Genomic DNA, 19,849 nt, shown 5'->3' with positions numbered 1-19,849 from the left:
ATGGGAAGTACATATGAAAGTAACCGAACACATCATAAAAGCTAATGGAAAGACACAGTTTTCTTTCGAAATTTTACCTCCTTTAAAAGGACAACATATTCAATCTATTTTTGATAATATAGATCCTTTAATGGAATTTAAACCACCGTTTATTGATGTGACCTATCATAGGGAAGAGTATGTTTTTAAGGAAATGGAAAACGGTCTTCTCAAAAAACAAGTAGTTAAAAAACGGCCTGGAACGGTTGGAATCTGTGCTGCTATTCAAAATAAATATGCGGTAGACGCTATTCCGCATATCTTATGTGGTGGATTTTCTAAAGAAGACACTGAAAATTTTTTAATTGATTTAGACTTTTTGGGTATTGATAATGTCATGGCTTTGCGAGGTGATGCTGTTAAAAGTGAAACTTATTTTAAACCAGAAAAAGATGGACACGCTTATGCCAATGAGCTTGTATCCCAAATAGAAAATTTGAACAAAGGAAAATACTTAGATGAGGAATTACTCAATTCATCAACCACTAACTTTTGTATTGGTGTTGCTGCCTATCCTGAAAAACATATGGAAGCGCCAAGTTTAGATAGTGATATTCATTTTTTAAAGAAGAAAATTAAAAATGGAGCCTCTTACGTCGTTACACAAATGTTTTTTGACAATCAAAAGTATTTCGATTTTTTGTCTAAATGCCGAGCTGAAGGCATAACGGTTCCTATTATTCCAGGTTTAAAACCGATTGCGACACGTAAACAGCTCAACCTTATTCCACATCGGTTTCATGTAGATTTACCAGAAGATTTAATTATAGCCATTGTAAAATGTAAGGATAATAAAGCGGTAAAACAGGTAGGCATTGAATGGTGCATTGAGCAATCTAAAGAACTTCAAAAAGCAGGTATCCCTATTTTACATTATTATTCTATGGGGAGAAGTGATAATATAAGAACCATCGCATCAAAGTTGTTTTAACTAAAAAGCTAGGCCTTCGTAATTAAACTTCAGCCTATCGTATTTTTTTTAATAAATTGGACTTTAAATCAAAAAAAAATCGCAACAGTCTTTATATTAGATTGTTGCGATTTTAAATTGTACTCAAGGCGGGAATAGAACCCAGTTAATTGAGATAGTTCTTTAAACCCTATAAAAACAACCTCAAACCCTTGATTTTATTACTACTTCAAAAGATTATAATTAAATTTTACTATTCGTATAAATTAGCAATAGTTCGTATAAATTAGGCAAATGTTGTACACTATGTCGGCACCATTGTATTTATTTATTATATTTGGTTTGTTCAATTATTAGATTACACATTATGGCTTCGTTAAAGTATTTCACAAAAGGGAATCAAAACCCAACAACTATTTATTTACGTTTTACTCATGGGCGTAAAATTGATTTAAAACGTTCTACTTCATTACTTATAAATCCGAAATACTGGAATACTCAAAAAGGCTCGGTTAAACAAATTGCGGGTTTTGTGAACAAAAAGAATTTACAAAACGACCTCAACAACCTCGAGACAACTATTTTAAACAGTTTTAACGATCATTACTCTAGTGGTGGTATCATTAATTCAGAATGGTTAAATAAGACGATTAAACAATACTTTAATCAAAATGACAATACCGATTTAAATTACTTACTAGATTACGCAAAACAATACAAAGAAAATCTCGACACTAAAGTTTTAAATACTGGGAATACTGGCGTAACAGATAACACGAAAAAACGATATAACACCATTATAAATAAAGTCTCGGCGTTTGAATCTTACCAAAAGAGACGTTATACTTTTGAATCGGTTGATCTTAAATTTTATAATGATTTTAAAAACTACCTCTCTAAGGTTGAAAAATTAAACCTCAATACAACTGGCCGTTATATTAACTACATTAAAACTTTGTGCCTTGATGCAAAAAAACACGGAATCAAAATAAACCCTAGTGTATTGAATGGGGAATTTAGAGCCACAAAAGAGAAAGTAAATTTTATAACACTTTCGGAAACTGAAATACAAACCATTTTTAAACATGATTTTACAGAAACGCCCTATTTAGAGAATGCTCGAAACTGGTTAATTATAGGCGTTTGGACTGGTGCCCGAGTTAGTGACTTATTGAAATTCACAAAAGATAATATACACAATGGTTTTATTGAATACACCGCAAAAAAGACGAATCAAAAAATAATACTACCACTACACCCACAAGTCAAAGAAATTTTAGAAAACAATAAAGGCGAATTTCCTCGAGAAATTTCAAGTCAACGATTTAACGATTATATAAAAAAGGTTTGTGAACTGGCGGGAATTAATGAAATGGTAAAAGGCTCAAAATCAAAGAAACTTAAAAAGAAAGTTTGGCGTAAAGTAAAAGGGGAATTTTCAAAACATGAGTTAGTAAGTTCACATATATGTCGTAGATCATTTGCAACCAACCATTACGGCAAACTACCTACACCAGTTTTAATGGCTATAACAGGGCATAAAACAGAGCGTGTTTTTTTAAACTATATAAATAAAACCGCCAATGATAACGCGAATACATTAAACGAATTTTGGCAACTACAGGAACAAAAGAAACAACAAAAACCAATACTTGATATTGTTAAAACTGAAACCGCATGAAAAACGACATAACAACTACTCTAGGTTTTTTTAATACCTATTTTGATCTACTCAAGTTTTTTAATACCACAACTGAAACCTTTGAATACTTAAATAATGAAGTTGAGTTTATAACTGGTAAAAAACCTTTTAAAGACTTCAACGAGTTTAAAAGTAAAACTATGCTCAAATAATAAACTGGTAACACTATCAAAAACATATTTTTAACTCATAAAGAAAAGACTAAAAAGGCTCAATACTCTATGTAGTTAAAGTACTACGTTCAATTTACAAACTGGCTAAAATGAAATCTAATTTTAATAAATGGGGTATTTGGATACCTAACGAGGATGAAAAAAAACAAATTCAAGAAAATTTATCCAATCTCAAAAAAACACTAGATAATTATGTTGAGGATGAAAAAATATACTTAGATGACGAAATAAGTACTTGTGTTACTAATGAAAACATAACTCGAGAACTTGAAAGAATTAAATATCACACTATATACGATCTCGAATATAATGAGGGTTTTAAAGATGTTGTTTATTTTAAAAATGGATTTGTTGAGTTCAAACAAGATGAAAACCTTTATATTTTTATTTCTACATATAGGGTTCTAGACGATACAGCAAGGGCACAAAAAGTACTTCAAAACATTTTACGTGTACAACTTATCGACTGGTTAATAACAAACTACTATTCTATTAATAATGCAAAAGAGATAAAAGAATACATAAAAGAAAATATAACAACCCTAAAAGATATTGATTTTGATAGAGAAACATTTGAAAATATAGATAGTGAAAAATTTTTCATGTTCGCCGTGAGTAACTGGATAGAAACCGAACCTCATAAAAGTACAGCGATAGCATGTTTATATCAATATTTATGGATAGATACAACTTTTGAGAGAATTGCAGATTTACCTTATAGAATTAAAAAAGGTCATAGAAAATTTGCCGAGTATTGGAATAAGAATTTCTCTCATATTTATGAGTTCAAAGACACAAAACAGCCAAAATTCAAATATCATATACCTAAAGAATACAGACTTAAATTAATAGATACATTAAATGATTTTGAGTATCAAAGAACAAATTAAGTAAGAGTAGATTAATAACTACTATTTAACTTCTATTATCTACTAGTTCAGGTCTTAGTTTTACCATAATAACAAATAAATAAGATATTATGGCAACTGAAACAATTCAATTCTTAGGCACTACACCTAATGCACTGGCAAACCTCATCGACGAAAAAATTAAGGCTCAATTAGATGAGTTAAAAACCAACTGGACGCCAAAGGAACCCGACGACTTTATGTCTAGAAAAGAAACGGCAAACCTTTTAAAAATATCCTACGTGACCTTGCATGAATGGGTTCATAAACAAATTTTGAAACCCTATAAAATGGGGAACAAAACATATTTTAGTCGAAAAGAGGTACTAGAAACCCTTTATAATTCTAATAAATCACATAGCAATGGAAACGGCTAATATTGATTTTATAAGGGGCGTATATGAAAAAACGTCTAGTAATAAAGATGGCACCCGAATAGATTTTAAACGAATCACACCAGTAACACAAAACAATACATTGTTAACTGATATTGCACGTTTAGAACTAGACAATGGTTTTCATGATCGAAGTCGGTTTTTTGAATACTGGATATATTTTAAATCTGATGCATGGGTAAGAAGTAGTAAAACAGGTTTAGCCAATTCAAACATTACTAATATATTTTATGGGGATATTCCTAGAACACTAAACCTTATAACTAAAACAAATAAAGGTAAAGATTTTGAAAACCCTCAACACCTCATTTTTGTTTATGGATCCGATATAAAAAAGAAGTTTGTAGTTGATATATTTAAAGACTTCTACATAACTGATAAAACCCTCCTACTTCTATTTTTAAGAGATCATTACATAAAACATATTTATACAAAAAAGAACCGTTTATAAAACGGCTCTTTTCTTTTGTTCAAATTGCACTAACTGGCTACGCTAATACAAAGTAAAGATAATGAATATAAATCAAAAAGAACAATATATTGCTATTCCAATATGGTTGATTAAACTAACTTCAAATAAAAAATCTCCAATTTTTTTAACACCATTTCAAAGAGATTTATTTTGTTTGATAAGAGGGTTGTGCAACAATAAAAAAAATCAATTCGACCCGAAACCATGTTATGCAAAAGATGACTATTTTGTTAAAATATTTAATGTATCTATTAATCATATAAATAGAACAATTAAATTATTAAAAACACTCAAACTAATATCAATAGTAAATGAGACAAACCAACGACTTATTTATTGTCCGTATTTAGATAAGGGGTCTGTATTTTTAAATAAAAATGATGTTGGGGATTTTATACTTACTACGGAACACAATGTTTACAAAATACCTCATGAATTATCAGAACAGGAAAGAGAAACAGTTTTCGAGAATATAAGAAACAACACAAAAGAAATTCAACAATATGTTTTAAAATAAAATCAACCTGTAGGTGTATAGCAATCAACCTGTAGGTGTATAGCAATCAACCTGTAGGTGTATAGCAATCAACCTGTAGGTGTATAGCAATCAACCTGTAGGTGTATTATATATATAATATACTTATACTAAAGTTAATAAAAGAGTGTATATATAGTTCACACACATTTTTATTTCAAATCTAAAACAAGGGGTTGGGTATAATCACTAGACTTTTAAAATAGTGTACATCGCCACTTAGTCAGAATAATACTCACGGCAACTTTGTAAGGGGGGGCTTAGTTTATTGAATGAATAATATACTTATGATCTTAACCAGTATATTTAATTTAATTAAATCGATACCAGTTCATTAAATACAATTAGGTTTTATGCAATTGTTGTACACTATGTCGGCACAAATGAAACGCCCTATCTTCAAACATATTGAAAATAGGGCATTTTTAGAAATTATAAGTACTCAAGGCGGGAATCGAACCCGCACGTCTTGCGACATTGGATTTTGAATCCAACGTGTCTACCAATTCCACCACTTGAGCAATTTCGGAACGCAAAAATATAAAAATATTTCTCGCAAACTATTAAAATTAGTAGGTTTTATACTTTAAGTAGAAAAAATATTTATCTAAATTTGAACGCAACAAAAAAAGCTTCACTACAACAACTAAACAACTAATAACAAATGTCTTACAAAACTACAGAAGCAAAATTTTTTGCTTGTACACAGAGCACTTACCTTGCAGAACAGATTGCTAAAGCCTATGGAGCAGAATTAGGCAATGTAATTACATCAACTTATAGCGATGGTGAATTTCAGCCATCTTATGAAGAATCTATCCGAGGATCACGTGTGTTCATCATTGGTTCAACGCATCCTGGCCCAGAAAATTTAATGGAGATGCTTTTAATGATTGATGCCGCTAAGCGTGCTTCAGCCAGACACGTCACAGCTGTGATACCTTATTTCGGATGGGCAAGACAAGATAGAAAAGATAAGCCTAGAGTTCCTATTGCAGCAAAATTAGTAGCCAAAATGCTCGAAGCTGCTGGTGCAACTCGTATTATTACCATGGATTTACATGCTGATCAAATCCAAGGATTCTTCGAAAAACCTGTAGATCACTTATTCGCTTCAACAATATTTTTACCATACTTACAGAGCTTAAACTTAGACAATCTTACAATTGCTTCTCCAGATATGGGAGGTTCTAAACGTGCTTATGCCTATTCTAAAGCTTTAAAAAGCGACGTTGTTATATGTTACAAACAACGTGAAAAAGCGAATATCATTTCGCATATGGAACTTATTGGAGATGTTACCGGAAAAAATGTGGTCTTAGTAGATGATATGGTAGATACCGCAGGTACTTTAACTGCTGCTGCAGATTTAATGATGGAGCGAGGTGCATTAAGTGTAAGAGCGATTTGTACACACCCTATCTTATCTGGAGACGCTTACGAAAAATTAGAAAAATCTAAACTTGAAGAACTTATAGTAACAAACTCTATTCCTTTAAGAAAAGAGAGCAAAAAATTACGTGTCTTAAGTTGTGCTAACTTATTTGCAGACGTGATGCATAATGTACACCACAATAAGTCTATAAGTAATACATTTGTAATGTAAATCACCTGTTTGTTACAGAGTTAATAGTAGTTAAAATAGCTAAAACGTAGCCATTAAACCACAAGAAATAGCGGCTTTGTAAAAAAACGCGATCTTACAGCAATAATATCATATAAAATTTCTAAATTTGCAGCCCTCAAAATGAGGGAATTAAATTTTTAATAAACAAACATTTCAAACAATGAAATCAATTTCAATTAATGGATCTCAAAGAGAAAGCGTAGGCAAAAAAGCAACTAAAGCCTTACGTAATGCTGGTCAGGTTCCTTGCGTTATATACGGAAGAGACAAAGCTTTGCATTTCTCAGCACCAGAATTAGCTTTCTCAAAATTAGTATATACTCCTAATGCGCACACAGTTGTGATTACATTGGATAATGGGGAAGAGTATAACGCAGTTATGCAAGATATTCAATTTCACCCTGTAACAGATAGAATTATCCACGTGGATTTCTACCAAATTTTTGAGGATAAAGAAATCACTATGGAAATTCCTGTTTCATTTGTAGGTGTTTCTAAAGGTGTTAGAAATGGTGGTAACTTAAGAACTCCATACCGTAAGTTAAGAGTAAAAGCGATCCCATCGTTACTTCCTGACACAATCGAAATAGACATTACTCACTTAGGAATAGGTAGTAAACTATATATCACTGAATTAGAAAGTAAAGATTACAAGTTCTTACACCCTGACAACACTGTAGTATGTCAAGTAAGACGTAGTAGATTAGCTGTTGTAGACGCTGATGACGATGAAGAAGAAGAAGATGAAGAAGCAACTGAAGGTGAAGACACTGCAGCTGCACAAGAATAGATTATAACTATTTCAAATAATAAAAAAGCATTCTATTCATAGGATGCTTTTTTTATTTTTATAAAAAAGAAAAACACACCATGTGTACGTTTTTTACAAAATGGTTTACTCCCAGTATTAAAACAGAACTCACAGAAGAAGAGAAAATGAAAAAATTCTTAATCGTAGGCCTTGGTAACATAGGTGACAAATATGCCAACACTAGACATAATATCGGTTTTAAAATTCTCGAGTATTTAGCGGAAACCCGTGACGGTTCCTTTGAAACTGCCAAGCTAGGAGATATTTGTACTTTAAAAATTAAAGGTCGCACATTAATTCTTTTAAAGCCTAGCACCTATATGAATCTCAGTGGAAAAGCCATTAAATATTGGCTAGAAAAAGAAAAGATTCCCATGGAAAATTTACTCGTTGTCACTGACGATTTAAACCTACCATTTGGAACACTTCGATTAAAAACAAAAGGTAGTGATGGTGGTCATAATGGACTTAAAGACACTCAAGATAAACTACAAACGGTGAAGTATAACCGATTCAGATTTGGCATCAGTGATAAATTTACCAAAGGCCGTCAAGTCGACTATGTGTTAGGAGAATGGAATGACGAAGAAAATAAGCTTCTTAATGAACGTTTAAAAGTTTCTGCAGAACTTATCAAATCTTTCGCATTAGCAGGTGTCAACAACACTATGAACCAATTTAATGGCAAATAGTCGTAGATTTCAATTGAAAACCTAAAAGAACATTCAAACATTTCTAATGAATAGTTCAGCAATAAATGTCCCACAATTGAAATATCTAATCACTTAAATTACCAATAAAATAGGATTAATGACAAAACAAAATGTAGTTTTGTTTTACCTTTAATTGAATAGGAAATTATATCATCAACCATCCAAAATCTCAAGGCTTGACTTCGATTCTAGCAAAAGTAACAACGATAGGCACCTTTGATGGCATTCATATTGGTCATCAAAAAATACTTAAACAGGTAGTAAAACTTGCTGAAGAACAAGGTTATGTTCCTGTTGTTTTAACCTTGTTTCCTCACCCAAGAATGGTGCTTCAAAAAGACGATTCTATAAAGCTCTTGAACACCATTGAAGAACGTGTAGAATTGTTAAAAAAAATGGGAATTAAAGAGGTAATTGTAAAAGAGTTCACCAAAGAATTTTCTAATCTATCTGCTGAAGACTACGTTAAAGGTATTTTAGTTGATGAGCTTAATACCAAACATATAGTCATTGGTTACGACCATCATTTCGGTAAAAACCGAAGCGCAAATATCACCGATCTTAAATCTTTTGCGAAGCGTTTTGATTTTAAAGTTCAAGAAATTTCAGCGCAAGATATTGAAGATGTTACGGTGAGTTCTACAAAAATTAGAAGAGCTTTAGATCATGGTAAAGTCGATTTAGCCAATTCATATTTAGGTTATAATTTTTTTATCACAGGCACTGTTATTAAAGGTAAAGGCTTAGGAAGAACCATTGATTTTCCTACTGCAAATATTCAGGTTACAGCAACTTATAAGTTAATTCCAAGCGATGGAGTTTATGTCGTTAAATCCTATTTTGATGATAAAACTATTTTTGGAATGATGAATATTGGTACAAATCCAACGGTAGATGGTAAATCGCGATCTATAGAAGTTCATTTCTTCAATTTTAACGCTGATATTTATAGTGCTGAATTGAAAATAGAATTTCTGAAACGTCTTCGAAGCGAGCAAAAATTTGAAAATTTAGAGGCTCTAAAACTTCAACTCCAAACGGATATGCAAAATGCAAAGGCCTATATAGATACCTTAAATGAATAAATTTTTATTCAAACATATTGACAATTCAGGACTTATTGTTTTTAGAATCGTCTTTGGTTTACTCTGTGCTTTAGAGGCTTTTGGAGCCATAGCCACAGGATGGCTAAGACGTACTTTAATTGAACCTCAATTCACCTTTTCATTTATTGGTTTTGAATGGTTACAACCGCTTCCAGGAAATTGGATGTATGTCTATTTTATGGTCATGGGAACTTTTGGCTTATTTATCATGCTAGGATATAAATACAGATTTAGCATGCTCATGTTTGCCCTAATGTGGTCAGCCACTTATCTCATGCAAAAATCCTCCTATAATAATCACTATTATCTCTTATGTTTATTGAGTTTTATAATGGTATTTCTCCCTGCAAACCGTTATGTTTCACTAGATGTAAAACAAAATCCCTCTCTAAAACAATTATCCATGCCTAGTTGGTGTAAATGGGTTTTTGTTCTTCAGTTATTTATACTCTATTCTTATGCTTCTATCGCGAAATTATATCCAGATTGGCTAGACGCCACTGTAATGGAAATATTAATGCGAAGCAAATCAAATTACTATGTAGTGGGTGAGTTATTGCAACAAAAAGCAGCACATTATTTCATGGCCTACGGCGGCATTTTATTTGATGGTTTAATCATTCCTTTATTACTTTATAAGCCGACAAGAAAATATGCGTTTTTTGCTTCAATCTTCTTTCACTTGTTTAATTCGTTTGTGTTTCAAATTGGAATTTTCCCTTATTTATCTTTAGCATTTAGCTTATTCTTTTTCGAACCCAAAACCATTAAAAATATTTTCTTAAAAAAGAAACCACTTTACGAAGCTCACGACGTTTTTGTACCTAAATACAAGCCTGTGCTGATTTCAATCGCTTCTGTTTATTTTATAATTCAAGTAGCGCTGCCACTAAGACATCATTTTTTTAAAGATGATGTTCTATGGACGGAAGAGGGTCATCGTCTATCCTGGAGAATGATGTTACGGTCTAAAGGAGGTCGTACCACTTATTCTGTTGTTAATACCAATACGAATGAAGCTATTACCATTGATTTAGATGATTATTTAACCAAGAAACAGCAACGTGGTGCAAGTAATAAACCCGATATTATTTGGCAGTTTGCTCAACATCTCAAAAAAGACTTTGCGAAAAAAGGAGTTCCTGTCAAGGTGTATGTAAAATCGTTTGTTAGTGTTAATGGAAAAGCATCAAAACAACTAATAGATCCAAAAGTTGACCTTGCTAATGAAAAATGGCATCACTTTAAGCATCACGATTGGATTTTACCTTCAACCCATAAAGAGTTTAACTAACCTCCACTCTATCTTCGGTATTTATTATTAAATATGAAGCAGGAATTTATACCTGTAATAATACTATTATTATACATTTCTAAATTCTAATCATAAAACAGAACTTATAAGTTTTTTCCTGGTCATTTTCTTTATACTTTTGTTTCTTGTTTTTCTTGCGCCAATTGGCCTTAACTAAAATTAAAGATATGTTACAAGTTGCTTTTATTCGAGAAAATAAAGAAGACATCATAGAACGTTTAGCAAAACGAAATATTGATGCTACAGAAATGATTAATGAAGCGATTGATTTAGATGAAAATCGTAGAGCACTCCAAACTGAATTAGACAATACAAAGGCGGAGTCGAATACCTTATCTAAAGAAATTGGAAACTTGTTCAAGTCTGGTGAAACTCAAAAGGCTAACCTTTTAAAAGAGAAAACAACTCAACTTAAAGAAACAACTAAAAACTTAGAGCAAGAGCTCAATGATAAAATTGAAGCACTATCACAATTATTATATCTAATCCCCAACGTACCAAATCCTATTGTGCCAGCTGGTAATACTGATGAGGACAATGAGGAAACATTCAGGGAAGGCGATATTCCTAAACTCCATGGTGCTGCATTACCTCATTGGGAATTAGCAAAAAAGTACAACATCATTGATTTTGAATTAGGTAATAAAATCACAGGTGCAGGATTCCCTGTTTATATTGGAAAAGGAGCTAGATTGCAACGCGCACTTATTTCATACTTCTTGGACAAAAATACTGAAGCAGGATACAAAGAATACCAAGTCCCACATTTGGTTAATGAAGCTTCTGGTTTTGGAACAGGGCAATTGCCAGATAAAGAAGGTCAAATGTATCATGTCACAGCTGATAACTTATACTTGATTCCAACAGCTGAAGTTCCGGCAACAAATATTTTTAGAGATACCTTATTAAACGAAAGCGATTTACCAATAGGTATTACTGGCTACACTCCTTGCTTTAGACGTGAAGCCGGAAGCTATGGTGCACACGTCCGCGGGTTAAACCGTTTACACCAATTTGATAAAGTTGAAATTTTACGTGTAGAACATCCAGACAATTCATATAAAGCATTAGACGGAATGGTAGAGCATATAAAAGGACTATTAAGAGAACTTAAATTACCTTATAGAATCTTAAGGCTATGCGGTGGAGACCTAGGTTTCACTTCTGCCTTAACTTATGATTTTGAAGTATTCTCTACAGCCCAAGACCGCTGGTTAGAAATATCTTCTGTTTCTAATTTTGAGACCTTCCAAGCAAATCGTTTAAAATTACGCTTTAAAAACAGTGAAGGTAAAAACGAATTATGTCACACGCTAAACGGAAGTTCATTAGCACTACCTCGAGTTTTAGCGGGTATTTTAGAAAACTATCAAACTGAAGATGGTATAAAAATCCCTGATGTATTAATACCTTATACAGGTTTTGATATGATCTCTTAGGTATTAATCTAAACCTATTTCAAACTATAAATGTTAAATAATTGCGCTTTTTATCGATTAATTATGTATTTCTCCGCATTATCTAATATATTTTTAGACATTAGTAGCACCCAAAAGTGAATCTCCTGATTATGAAAAATGTTAAGCGAATTGTTTTGCTCGTTTCGTTAATAGTTATCGCAAGCAAAATACTTTTTTAATAATTAAAATATATAAACGCAACCAGGTTTGAATACTTGAATCATATTTACAAAATAATGATTAATAGCACATTTATTTAACTGGTCAAAATGTCTAAACTCAATGTTTAGACATTTTTTTTATAATTATTTTTAGAATTTCCAAATAAGGTATTCGCTATATTTACAAAAAGACAAAAATGCCTAGGTTATATTTCATTCTGCTTTTTATACTAAGCGGTTCTATTACTTTCGCACAAAGTAGCGAGGCACAAGCTGATAGTTATTATAAAAAAGGTGAATTCAAAAAAGCCTTAATCATCTATGAAAATCTACTAAAGGAACAACCTTATAATTCAAACTTCACCTACAAACTTGTTGATATCCATCAGCAATTAGAACAATATGATGATGCCGAAAATCTTATTCGACAACGATTAGAAAAACGTCAAAATCCGGCTATGGTTATCACTTTAGGTTACAATTATCAACTTAAAGACAGCATCACATATGCAAATCAACTTTATGAAGATGCTTTAGGCTTTGTAGATAAAAACCCAAATTATATTTATTCGATTGGTAGAAAATTTGAAGATTATTCACTTTTAGATTACGCCATAAAAGCCTACGAAAAAGGAAAGGTATTATCACCAGATAGAGACTACAGCATTCAGTTGGCCAGAATCTATGGTGACCAAGGGAATATAGAAAAAATGTTTGCCAACTATATTGAATACATTGATTACCAACCTAATTACCTCAACACCATAAAACGTTTAATCAGCGACTTTATTTCCGAAAACAAAGACAACGAAAATAATATATTTCTTAGACGATTACTCTTAAAAAAAATTCAACAAGAGCCTAAAACCTATTGGTACGAATTACTGAGCTGGTTGTATGTACAGGAAAAGGCCTATAATAAATCTTTCATTCAAGAGAAAGCGTTATATATGCGTCAGCCAGAAAGTTTAGATCGGATTATCGAATTAGCAGTCATAGCTCATAACGATAAGGACGATGATACTGCTAAAAGCATTTTCAACTATATTTTACAAACAACCCAAAATGCAACCACGGCTTTAACGGCGCATCAGTATATCTTAGAAATTGACACCAACAATGCTGACGAGAAAATGCTAACGGAAATTGACAAAACCTATCATTCGTTATTCGCTGAATTTGGTCGATCAGAACGTACCATACCTCTACAATTAGCCTTTGGAAAATTCTTAGCTTTCAACTTAAAAGAAACACAAACTGCAACACTATTTCTAAGAGAGAGTTTAAAACAAAACCTCTCTAAATTTCAAGAAGCCAAAGTAAAATTACTTTTGGCAGATATATTAGTCCTTCAAGAAAAGTTTAATGAAGCGTTAATTTTTTATTCTCAAATTCAAGTGAATCTTAAAAACAGTCCGATTGCTCAAGAAGCACGATTTAAGGTCGCTAAAACAAGTTATTATAAAGGTGATTTTGATTGGGCAGAATCACAACTAAAAATCCTAAAGTCATCGACATCACAATTAATAGCTAATGATGCCTTAGAATTAAAACTAATGATTTCAGATAATAAGTATGAAGACAGTACTCAAACCGCATTGAAGCATTATGCAAAAGCAGATTTATTAGCTTTTCAAAATAAAACAGATGAGGCGATTACACTCTTAGATAAAATACTTGAAGAACATCAAGGTGAAAGCATTATTGATCAAACACTTTATCAGCAGGCTAAACTTTTCGAACTAAAAAAGCAATACCATAAAGCCGAAACGAATTACCAACGAATTATAAGCGATTATGGTGATGGTATTTTATCAGATGATGCTCATTATTATTTAGCCGAACTTTGTAACACGCATTTAGCGCAACCTGAAGAGGCTAAAACTTTGTATGAAAAAATCATTTTTGAGCATCAAGACAGTATCTATTTCATTGAAGCTCGGCGAAAGTTTAGACTATTGCGAGGAGATACCATCAATTAGTTGTTTTTAAGCTCAAAGCTGATTGAACTATAAAACGCAATTCAAAGCCCACTTCGTCTCTAAATTCATACTTTTGTACTTTTAACTCCTATATCATGATCATATACAACGTTACCCTTAACATAGATAAGAGCATTCATACCGAATGGTTAGAGTGGATAAAAGAGCATATACCACAAGTTTTAGCAACAGGTAAATTCGTTGAAGCTAAACTTACTAAAGTATTAGTAGATGATGAAGGCGCCGAAACTTATTCTGTACAGTACAGAGCGGATTCAAGAGAAGCATTAGAATCTTACTACGCTGATCATGCGGAGCGATTAAAAGCAGATGGTTTACAACGTTTTGGAGATAAAATGCTTTCCTTTAGGACAGAGTTAGAGGTTGTAGATGAATATTCGGTTACATTCAAATAAATTAAGAACGGTAGAGGTCATTAATCATATGAATCGCATCTCATTTTGAAGTCCAAATAAAGAGACAAATTTATACCGCTAACGTCTCTTTATAAACAACTAATTAAATAATTCAAGTATTCGTGGCAAATCATAACCAAGTAAAAGCAAAAAAACATTTAGGTCAGCATTTCTTAACGGACGAATCGATAGCCCAAGACATTGCAGACAGCTTGTCTTATAAAGGCTACGACGATGTCTTAGAAATTGGACCAGGAATGGGGGTACTTACCAAGTACCTTCTCAAGAAAGATACGACCACACATGTTATTGAAATTGACACAGAATCGGTAGAGTTTCTTAAAAACAACTACCTCAACCTTGCGGATAGAATTATAGAAAAGGATTTTTTAAAATACGATTTAAACCTCGTGTTTAAAGACAAACCTTTCGCAATCATTGGTAATTTTCCTTATAATATTTCCTCTCAAATTCTATTTAAAACCTTAGAGTTACGACATCAAATCCCAGAATTTTCTGGAATGTTTCAAAAAGAGGTGGCGATGAGAATTTGTTCCAAAGAAGGCTCAAAAGTTTATGGCATCTTATCTGTATTAACTCAGGCTTTTTATGATGCCGAATATTTATTCACCGTACCCCCAACAGTCTTTAATCCACCACCAAAAGTAGATTCGGGCGTTTTGTTACTCAAACGAAAAGAAAATTACACGTTACCCTGCGATGAAAAATTGTTTTTTAAGGTGGTAAAAACGGCATTTCAACAACGCAGAAAAACATTGAGAAACAGCTTAAAAATCTTCAATCTTTCGGATAATCTAAAACCAAATACTATCTTTGGGCAGCGACCAGAGCAGTTAAGTGTTTCGGCATTTATAGAGCTCACTTCGTTAATTGAAAACGACATTAATTAACTTCCTTATTGCCATAAAGATCCTTATCTAAGGCATAAGAAAATACATCTATCATCACGTGGAAGAAATCCAAGAAAAAATACAGTTTCAACTAACTGATGAGCTTATCGAACAGGTAGAAGTCTTAGTTGAAGATAAAAACGACAAAAAATTAAAAGCCTTATTAAATGAGTTTCACCACGCAGATATCGCAGATATTCTTGATGAATTAGATCCTGAAGACTCCGTTTATGTCATAAAGCTTCTAGATTCTGAAACGACTTCAGAAATATTAATTGAACTCGATGAGGACATCAGGGAAAAGGTTCTTAAAAATCTTTCTAATAAAGAGATTGCCGAAGAAATAGAGGAACTTGATACCGATGATGCTGCCGATATGATTGCCGAACTTCCAGAAGACAGGCAAGCTGAAGTGATCTCACAGATAGAAGACGTTGATCATAGGGAGGAAATTCAAGAACTTTTAGCTTACCCAGAAGATACGGCTGGTGGACTCATGGCAAAAGAACTTGTAAAAGTTTATGAAACATGGACCGTTGCTGGATGTCTACGTAGAATTAGAGGTCAAGCAAAAGATGTGACCCGTGTTCACTCTGTTTATGTGGTTAATAAAAAAGAGCAGCTTATTGGAAGATTATCATTAAAAGATTTAATTACTTCTAGAAGTGATCAAAAAATAGCAGATATAGCTAAAGAAAATGTGGATTGGGTACATGTTAACGATAATGTAGAAGACGTGGCTAAAATCATGGCAAAATACGATTTAGAAGCAATACCGGTTGTCAATGACAATCAGGTCTTATTAGGCCGTATCACAATTGATGATATTGTAGATGTGATCCGAGAAGAAGCCGATAAAGATTATCAATTAGCCGCAGGTATTTCTCGTGGCGTTGAAGCCGATGATAGTGTATTCAAGTTAACCATTGCACGTTTACCATGGTTATTGATAGGTATGTTTGGAGGTCTTGGTGCGGCTACTATTATTGAGCAGTTCAATGTCAACATGGGTGATTTTATTATACTTCTAAGTTTCGTACCATTAATTCAAGCAACAGCAGGAAATGTTGGGGTTCAATCTTCAGCAATTGTAGTTCAGGGTATAGCTAATGGCACCATAGATGGTAAAATATTCAAACGCTTATTTAAAGAATTCTTAATTGGATTGGTCAATGGAATTGCCATCGCACTCATCGCCATATTAATTACTCATTTTATATTTGGCACTACATATATGGTTTCATTTACCATAAGTATTGCTCTAGTAACGGTGATTGTAATGGCCGCTATAATTGGCACTTTTATTCCTATATTTTTAGACAAAAGAGGTATTGATCCTGCCGTGGCGACGGGTCCTTTTATTACAACGAGCAATGATGTATTTGGAATTTTAACCTATTTTCTCATCGCAAAACTTATTTTAGGTATTTAATATTTTTTGGGCGTTACCACAAGGGTCAGGCTTTCACTACTCGCTTTTTACAAAAAGTAAAAGAGCTCAAACATACCGTTCAATCCTTAACGCAGTAATTATGATACCATTGCTAACAAAGAATACCCGATTGTGCTTAGAGCAAACATGCCTAACTTTCTCTTAAAATAGGCCTCAATTAAAGGTTTCAAACTTGCTTCAAGCTATTTTTATGATTAAATTTATGTTTAGAAACCAATAAGCCATACTTATCAGGTTTTATAGAATTTAATCTTTTTAAAACAGATTCCCAATTTCGTGGGAAGCACACATGAAAGTACTACACTTAGACTCCAATCATCCGCTTCTTATCAATGAATTAAAAGCTTTAGGATGCACAAATCATAAAGATTACAGCTCTTCAAAATCGGAAATTGAAGCCAAAATTTCTGAATATGAAGGACTGATCATCAGAAGTCGATTTACCATTGACCAACAGTTTCTAGACGCTGCTACTAACCTAAAATTTATAGGACGTGTCGGTGCTGGTTTAGAAAATATTGATTGTCATTATGCAGAAAAAAAAGGGATTTATCTCATTTCAGCACCCGAAGGAAATAGAAACGCTGTAGGGGAACACGCTTTAGGGATGTTATTGTCTCTATTCAATAAGCTCAATAAAGGGGATAGAGAAATTAGACAAGGGAAATGGCTACGAGAAGAAAATCGTGGATTAGAATTAGACGGCAAAACGGTAGGAATTATTGGCTATGGGAATATGGGCAAGGCTTTTGCAAAAAAACTCAAAGGATTTGACGTCAAAGTCATTTGCCATGATATTAAAACCAATGTCGGAGACGCTAACGCCAAGCAAGTTATTCTTGAAGAGATTAAAGAGAAAGCTGACGTCTTAAGTCTTCATACACCACAAACAGAGTTTACTTTAAATTTGGTAAATTCAGATTTTATCAACGATTTTAAAAAACCGTTTTGGCTTATAAATACAGCTCGTGGTAAAAGTGTTGTTACGGAAGACTTAGTTGAAGCCTTGAAATCTGGCAAAATTTTAGGCGCTGGACTCGACGTTTTAGAATATGAGAAAGCATCATTTGAAAATATGTTTAAGCCATCAGATACAATCGAAGGCGACAACCATCATTCAGTTGAGAATTTGCCTGAAGCGTTTCAATATTTAATCAATTCTGAAAATGTTCTACTCTCACCGCATGTGGCAGGGTGGTCTGTAGAATCTAATATTAAATTAGCTCAAACTATAGTAAACAAAGTGAAAAATAAGTTTTACTAAACACCTCAAATACAATTATAATTTATGCAATACAAAGCTACATCTGTTGAAGATTATATTAGTCAAACCCCTGAAGAACGTCATGACGTCCTAAATAAATTACGAAAAACAATAAACGACAATTTACCTGAAGGATTTGAAGAAGGCATTCAATATGGAATGGTTGGTTATTTCATACCGCATTCAAAATACCCAGATGGTTATCACTGTGATCCCAAAATCCCATTACCGTTTATGAGTTTTGCTTCACAAAAAAATTCTATTAACTTTTATCATAGTGGCATTTATGCCAATCAAGAATTACACGATTGGTTTGTAAAAGAGTACCCCAAACACTGTAAGCGCAAATTAGACATGGGAAAAAGTTGTGTTCGATTTAAGAAAATTGACGAAATACCTTTTTATTTGATTGGAGAATTAGTCACAAAGATGTCTGCAGACGATTACATTAACATCTATGAAACTGCCATAAAAAAATAAGGGAGGTTTTGAAGACCAATGATTATTAAAATAAGTTTAATTGTCTTCTCTTTTTCAGGGGAGCAAAAATAAATTCAATGAAAAAACGCGTCACAGGAATTGGTGGTTTATTCTTTAAAACCAAAGATCCTAAAGCTTCAAAAGATTGGTATAAAAAACATTTAGGTTTTAATACGGACGATTACGGTTCAACCTTTTGGTGGAAAGATAAAGAAGGAAGCGATTGTTCTACTCAATGGAGTCCTTTTCCAGAGGATACTACGTATTTTGAACCTTCAGAAAAACAATTTATGTTCAACTATAGAGTTGAAAATTTAGAGGAACTTCTAAAAGTTTTAAAAGAGGAAGGTGTGACCATTGTTGGTGACATGCAAACTTTCGACTATGGTAAATTCGCTTGGATTTTAGATAATGAACTCAATAAGATTGAGTTATGGGAACCTATTGATGCTGCTTTTCAGTAATTGTAATCTTTTTTTTACTAAATTTAGACGTGTAATCAATTTATAATACTAACCAATTAAATAATTTACAATGTCAAATGAGAATAAAGATTTAGGAGACGATCTAAATGATATTTTAGACGACGCTAAAGAAGGAGCTAGAAAAACTGGGGATAAAATTAGCCAGAAGACTAATGAATTTTCCAACGATGCTAAAGAGTTTGGACGAGACGCCAAAGAGAAAGCTTCGGAGTTTAAAAATGATGCAAAAGAAGTTTTAAGTGACGGAAAGAATGTCGCTATCATTGCGCATATCACCATATTTGGATGGATTATTGCGCTTATAATGAACAGCAGTAACAAATCAGAATTTGGTTCCTTCTACATTCGACAAATGTTAGGCTTAGGCTTAATTGGTCTTTTAGTGGGTTGGATTCCTATTATTGGATTTATCGTGGCTATTGTCCTAATTGTCGCTTGGATAATGAGCTTAGTGAGTGCCTTAGGAGGCGAAATGAAACCGACGTTCATTCTTGGTGACAAATTCCAAGAATGGTTTAAAGGACTTTAAAC

The 19,849-nt window shown here is 32.8% G+C and carries 21 protein-coding genes and 1 tRNA gene; 21 read left to right on the top strand and 1 reads right to left on the bottom strand.

Annotated features, from left to right (window positions below; genetic code table 11):
- Window positions 1-13 precede the first annotated feature (13 nt).
- The 7 genes from metF (at window position 14) to DFQ11_RS04575 (ending at window position 5,116) form a co-directional block, all read left to right on the top strand.
- Window positions 14-970 carry a methylenetetrahydrofolate reductase [NAD(P)H] gene (metF, locus tag DFQ11_RS04600; RefSeq protein ID WP_110474652.1) on the top strand — a complete coding sequence of 319 codons (957 nt, stop codon included), beginning with the start codon at window positions 14-16 and terminating at the stop codon, window positions 968-970.
- Window positions 971-1,316: 346 nt separating this feature from the next.
- Window positions 1,317-2,630 (top strand): tyrosine-type recombinase/integrase, encoded by a 1,314-nt coding sequence (locus DFQ11_RS04595; RefSeq protein WP_110474651.1) that lies wholly within the window; start codon window positions 1,317-1,319, stop codon window positions 2,628-2,630.
- Window positions 2,627-2,803, top strand: coding sequence for a hypothetical protein (locus tag DFQ11_RS15140; RefSeq protein WP_158524980.1), 177 nt, complete (start codon window positions 2,627-2,629; stop codon window positions 2,801-2,803). The genes DFQ11_RS04595 and DFQ11_RS15140 overlap by 4 nt, the downstream gene beginning before the upstream one ends.
- A gap of 110 nt (window positions 2,804-2,913) precedes the next feature.
- Entirely contained in the window at window positions 2,914-3,714 is an 801-nt protein-coding gene (locus tag DFQ11_RS04590) for a hypothetical protein (protein ID WP_110474650.1), read from the top strand.
- 89 nt (window positions 3,715-3,803) lie between these two features.
- The gene (locus DFQ11_RS04585; RefSeq protein ID WP_110474649.1) at window positions 3,804-4,109 is read left to right on the top strand and encodes a helix-turn-helix domain-containing protein; all 306 of its coding nucleotides are present in this window, start codon (window positions 3,804-3,806) and stop codon (window positions 4,107-4,109) included.
- Window positions 4,096-4,578 (top strand): hypothetical protein, encoded by a 483-nt coding sequence (locus DFQ11_RS04580; protein WP_110474648.1) that lies wholly within the window; start codon window positions 4,096-4,098, stop codon window positions 4,576-4,578. Before DFQ11_RS04585 ends, DFQ11_RS04580 begins: the two co-directional genes overlap by 14 nt.
- A gap of 61 nt (window positions 4,579-4,639) precedes the next feature.
- A complete protein-coding gene (locus DFQ11_RS04575) occupies window positions 4,640-5,116 on the top strand; it encodes a hypothetical protein (protein WP_110474647.1) in 477 nt (158 codons plus the stop codon).
- Window positions 5,117-5,573: 457 nt separating this feature from the next.
- On the opposite strand, the gene DFQ11_RS04570 is transcribed toward DFQ11_RS04575, so the two are convergent.
- Window positions 5,574-5,655: transfer RNA gene (locus tag DFQ11_RS04570), tRNA-Leu, on the bottom strand.
- Between the two features lie 143 nt (window positions 5,656-5,798).
- Here DFQ11_RS04570 and DFQ11_RS04565 point away from each other — a divergent pair.
- The 14 genes from DFQ11_RS04565 to DFQ11_RS04500 all read left to right on the top strand — a co-directional run bounded on the left by DFQ11_RS04565 (window position 5,799) and on the right by DFQ11_RS04500 (window position 19,847).
- On the top strand, window positions 5,799-6,740 hold the full coding sequence (locus DFQ11_RS04565) for a ribose-phosphate pyrophosphokinase (protein ID WP_110474646.1): 942 nt from the start codon (window positions 5,799-5,801) through the stop codon (window positions 6,738-6,740).
- A 181-nt stretch (window positions 6,741-6,921) separates the two neighbouring features.
- Entirely contained in the window at window positions 6,922-7,551 is a 630-nt protein-coding gene (locus DFQ11_RS04560) for a 50S ribosomal protein L25/general stress protein Ctc (RefSeq protein WP_110474645.1), read from the top strand.
- 80 nt (window positions 7,552-7,631) lie between these two features.
- Window positions 7,632-8,264, top strand: coding sequence for an aminoacyl-tRNA hydrolase (gene pth, locus DFQ11_RS04555; protein ID WP_110474644.1), 633 nt, complete (start codon window positions 7,632-7,634; stop codon window positions 8,262-8,264).
- A 197-nt stretch (window positions 8,265-8,461) separates the two neighbouring features.
- Window positions 8,462-9,370, top strand: a complete 909-nt coding sequence (locus DFQ11_RS04550; protein WP_110474643.1) for a bifunctional riboflavin kinase/FAD synthetase — start codon at window positions 8,462-8,464, stop codon at window positions 9,368-9,370.
- Window positions 9,363-10,685, top strand: coding sequence for an HTTM domain-containing protein (locus tag DFQ11_RS04545; protein ID WP_110474642.1), 1,323 nt, complete (start codon window positions 9,363-9,365; stop codon window positions 10,683-10,685). Before DFQ11_RS04550 ends, DFQ11_RS04545 begins: the two co-directional genes overlap by 8 nt.
- A 188-nt stretch (window positions 10,686-10,873) precedes the next feature.
- Window positions 10,874-12,145, top strand: a complete 1,272-nt coding sequence (serS, locus tag DFQ11_RS04540) for a serine--tRNA ligase (RefSeq protein WP_110474827.1) — start codon at window positions 10,874-10,876, stop codon at window positions 12,143-12,145.
- Between the two features lie 379 nt (window positions 12,146-12,524).
- Window positions 12,525-14,309, top strand: coding sequence for a tetratricopeptide repeat protein (locus DFQ11_RS04535; protein ID WP_110474641.1), 1,785 nt, complete (start codon window positions 12,525-12,527; stop codon window positions 14,307-14,309).
- Between the two features lie 95 nt (window positions 14,310-14,404).
- Window positions 14,405-14,725, top strand: coding sequence for a DUF4286 family protein (locus DFQ11_RS04530; RefSeq protein ID WP_110474640.1), 321 nt, complete (start codon window positions 14,405-14,407; stop codon window positions 14,723-14,725).
- A 122-nt stretch (window positions 14,726-14,847) separates the two neighbouring features.
- Window positions 14,848-15,636, top strand: coding sequence for a 16S rRNA (adenine(1518)-N(6)/adenine(1519)-N(6))-dimethyltransferase RsmA (rsmA, locus tag DFQ11_RS04525; protein ID WP_110474639.1), 789 nt, complete (start codon window positions 14,848-14,850; stop codon window positions 15,634-15,636).
- A 58-nt stretch (window positions 15,637-15,694) separates the two neighbouring features.
- Entirely contained in the window at window positions 15,695-17,068 is a 1,374-nt protein-coding gene (gene mgtE / locus DFQ11_RS04520) for a magnesium transporter (RefSeq protein ID WP_110474638.1), read from the top strand.
- A gap of 310 nt (window positions 17,069-17,378) precedes the next feature.
- A complete protein-coding gene (locus tag DFQ11_RS04515; RefSeq protein WP_110474637.1) occupies window positions 17,379-18,353 on the top strand; it encodes a 2-hydroxyacid dehydrogenase in 975 nt (324 codons plus the stop codon).
- A gap of 24 nt (window positions 18,354-18,377) precedes the next feature.
- Window positions 18,378-18,833 carry a DUF1801 domain-containing protein gene (locus DFQ11_RS04510; protein ID WP_110474636.1) on the top strand — a complete coding sequence of 152 codons (456 nt, stop codon included), beginning with the start codon at window positions 18,378-18,380 and terminating at the stop codon, window positions 18,831-18,833.
- Window positions 18,834-18,910: 77 nt separating this feature from the next.
- Window positions 18,911-19,297 (top strand): VOC family protein, encoded by a 387-nt coding sequence (locus DFQ11_RS04505; RefSeq protein ID WP_110474635.1) that lies wholly within the window; start codon window positions 18,911-18,913, stop codon window positions 19,295-19,297.
- A gap of 70 nt (window positions 19,298-19,367) precedes the next feature.
- Window positions 19,368-19,847: a YtxH domain-containing protein gene (locus DFQ11_RS04500; RefSeq protein WP_110474634.1), complete on the top strand. Its 480-nt coding sequence runs from the start codon at window positions 19,368-19,370 to the stop codon at window positions 19,845-19,847.
- The last annotated feature ends 2 nt before the right edge of the window (window positions 19,848-19,849 follow it).

The organism is Winogradskyella epiphytica (genome assembly GCF_003217215.1).
In the GTDB taxonomy this organism is placed as follows: domain Bacteria; phylum Bacteroidota; class Bacteroidia; order Flavobacteriales; family Flavobacteriaceae; genus Winogradskyella; species Winogradskyella epiphytica.
Note: the sequence above shows the minus strand (reverse complement) of the source record. Positions and strands in the feature narration are given on the sequence as shown.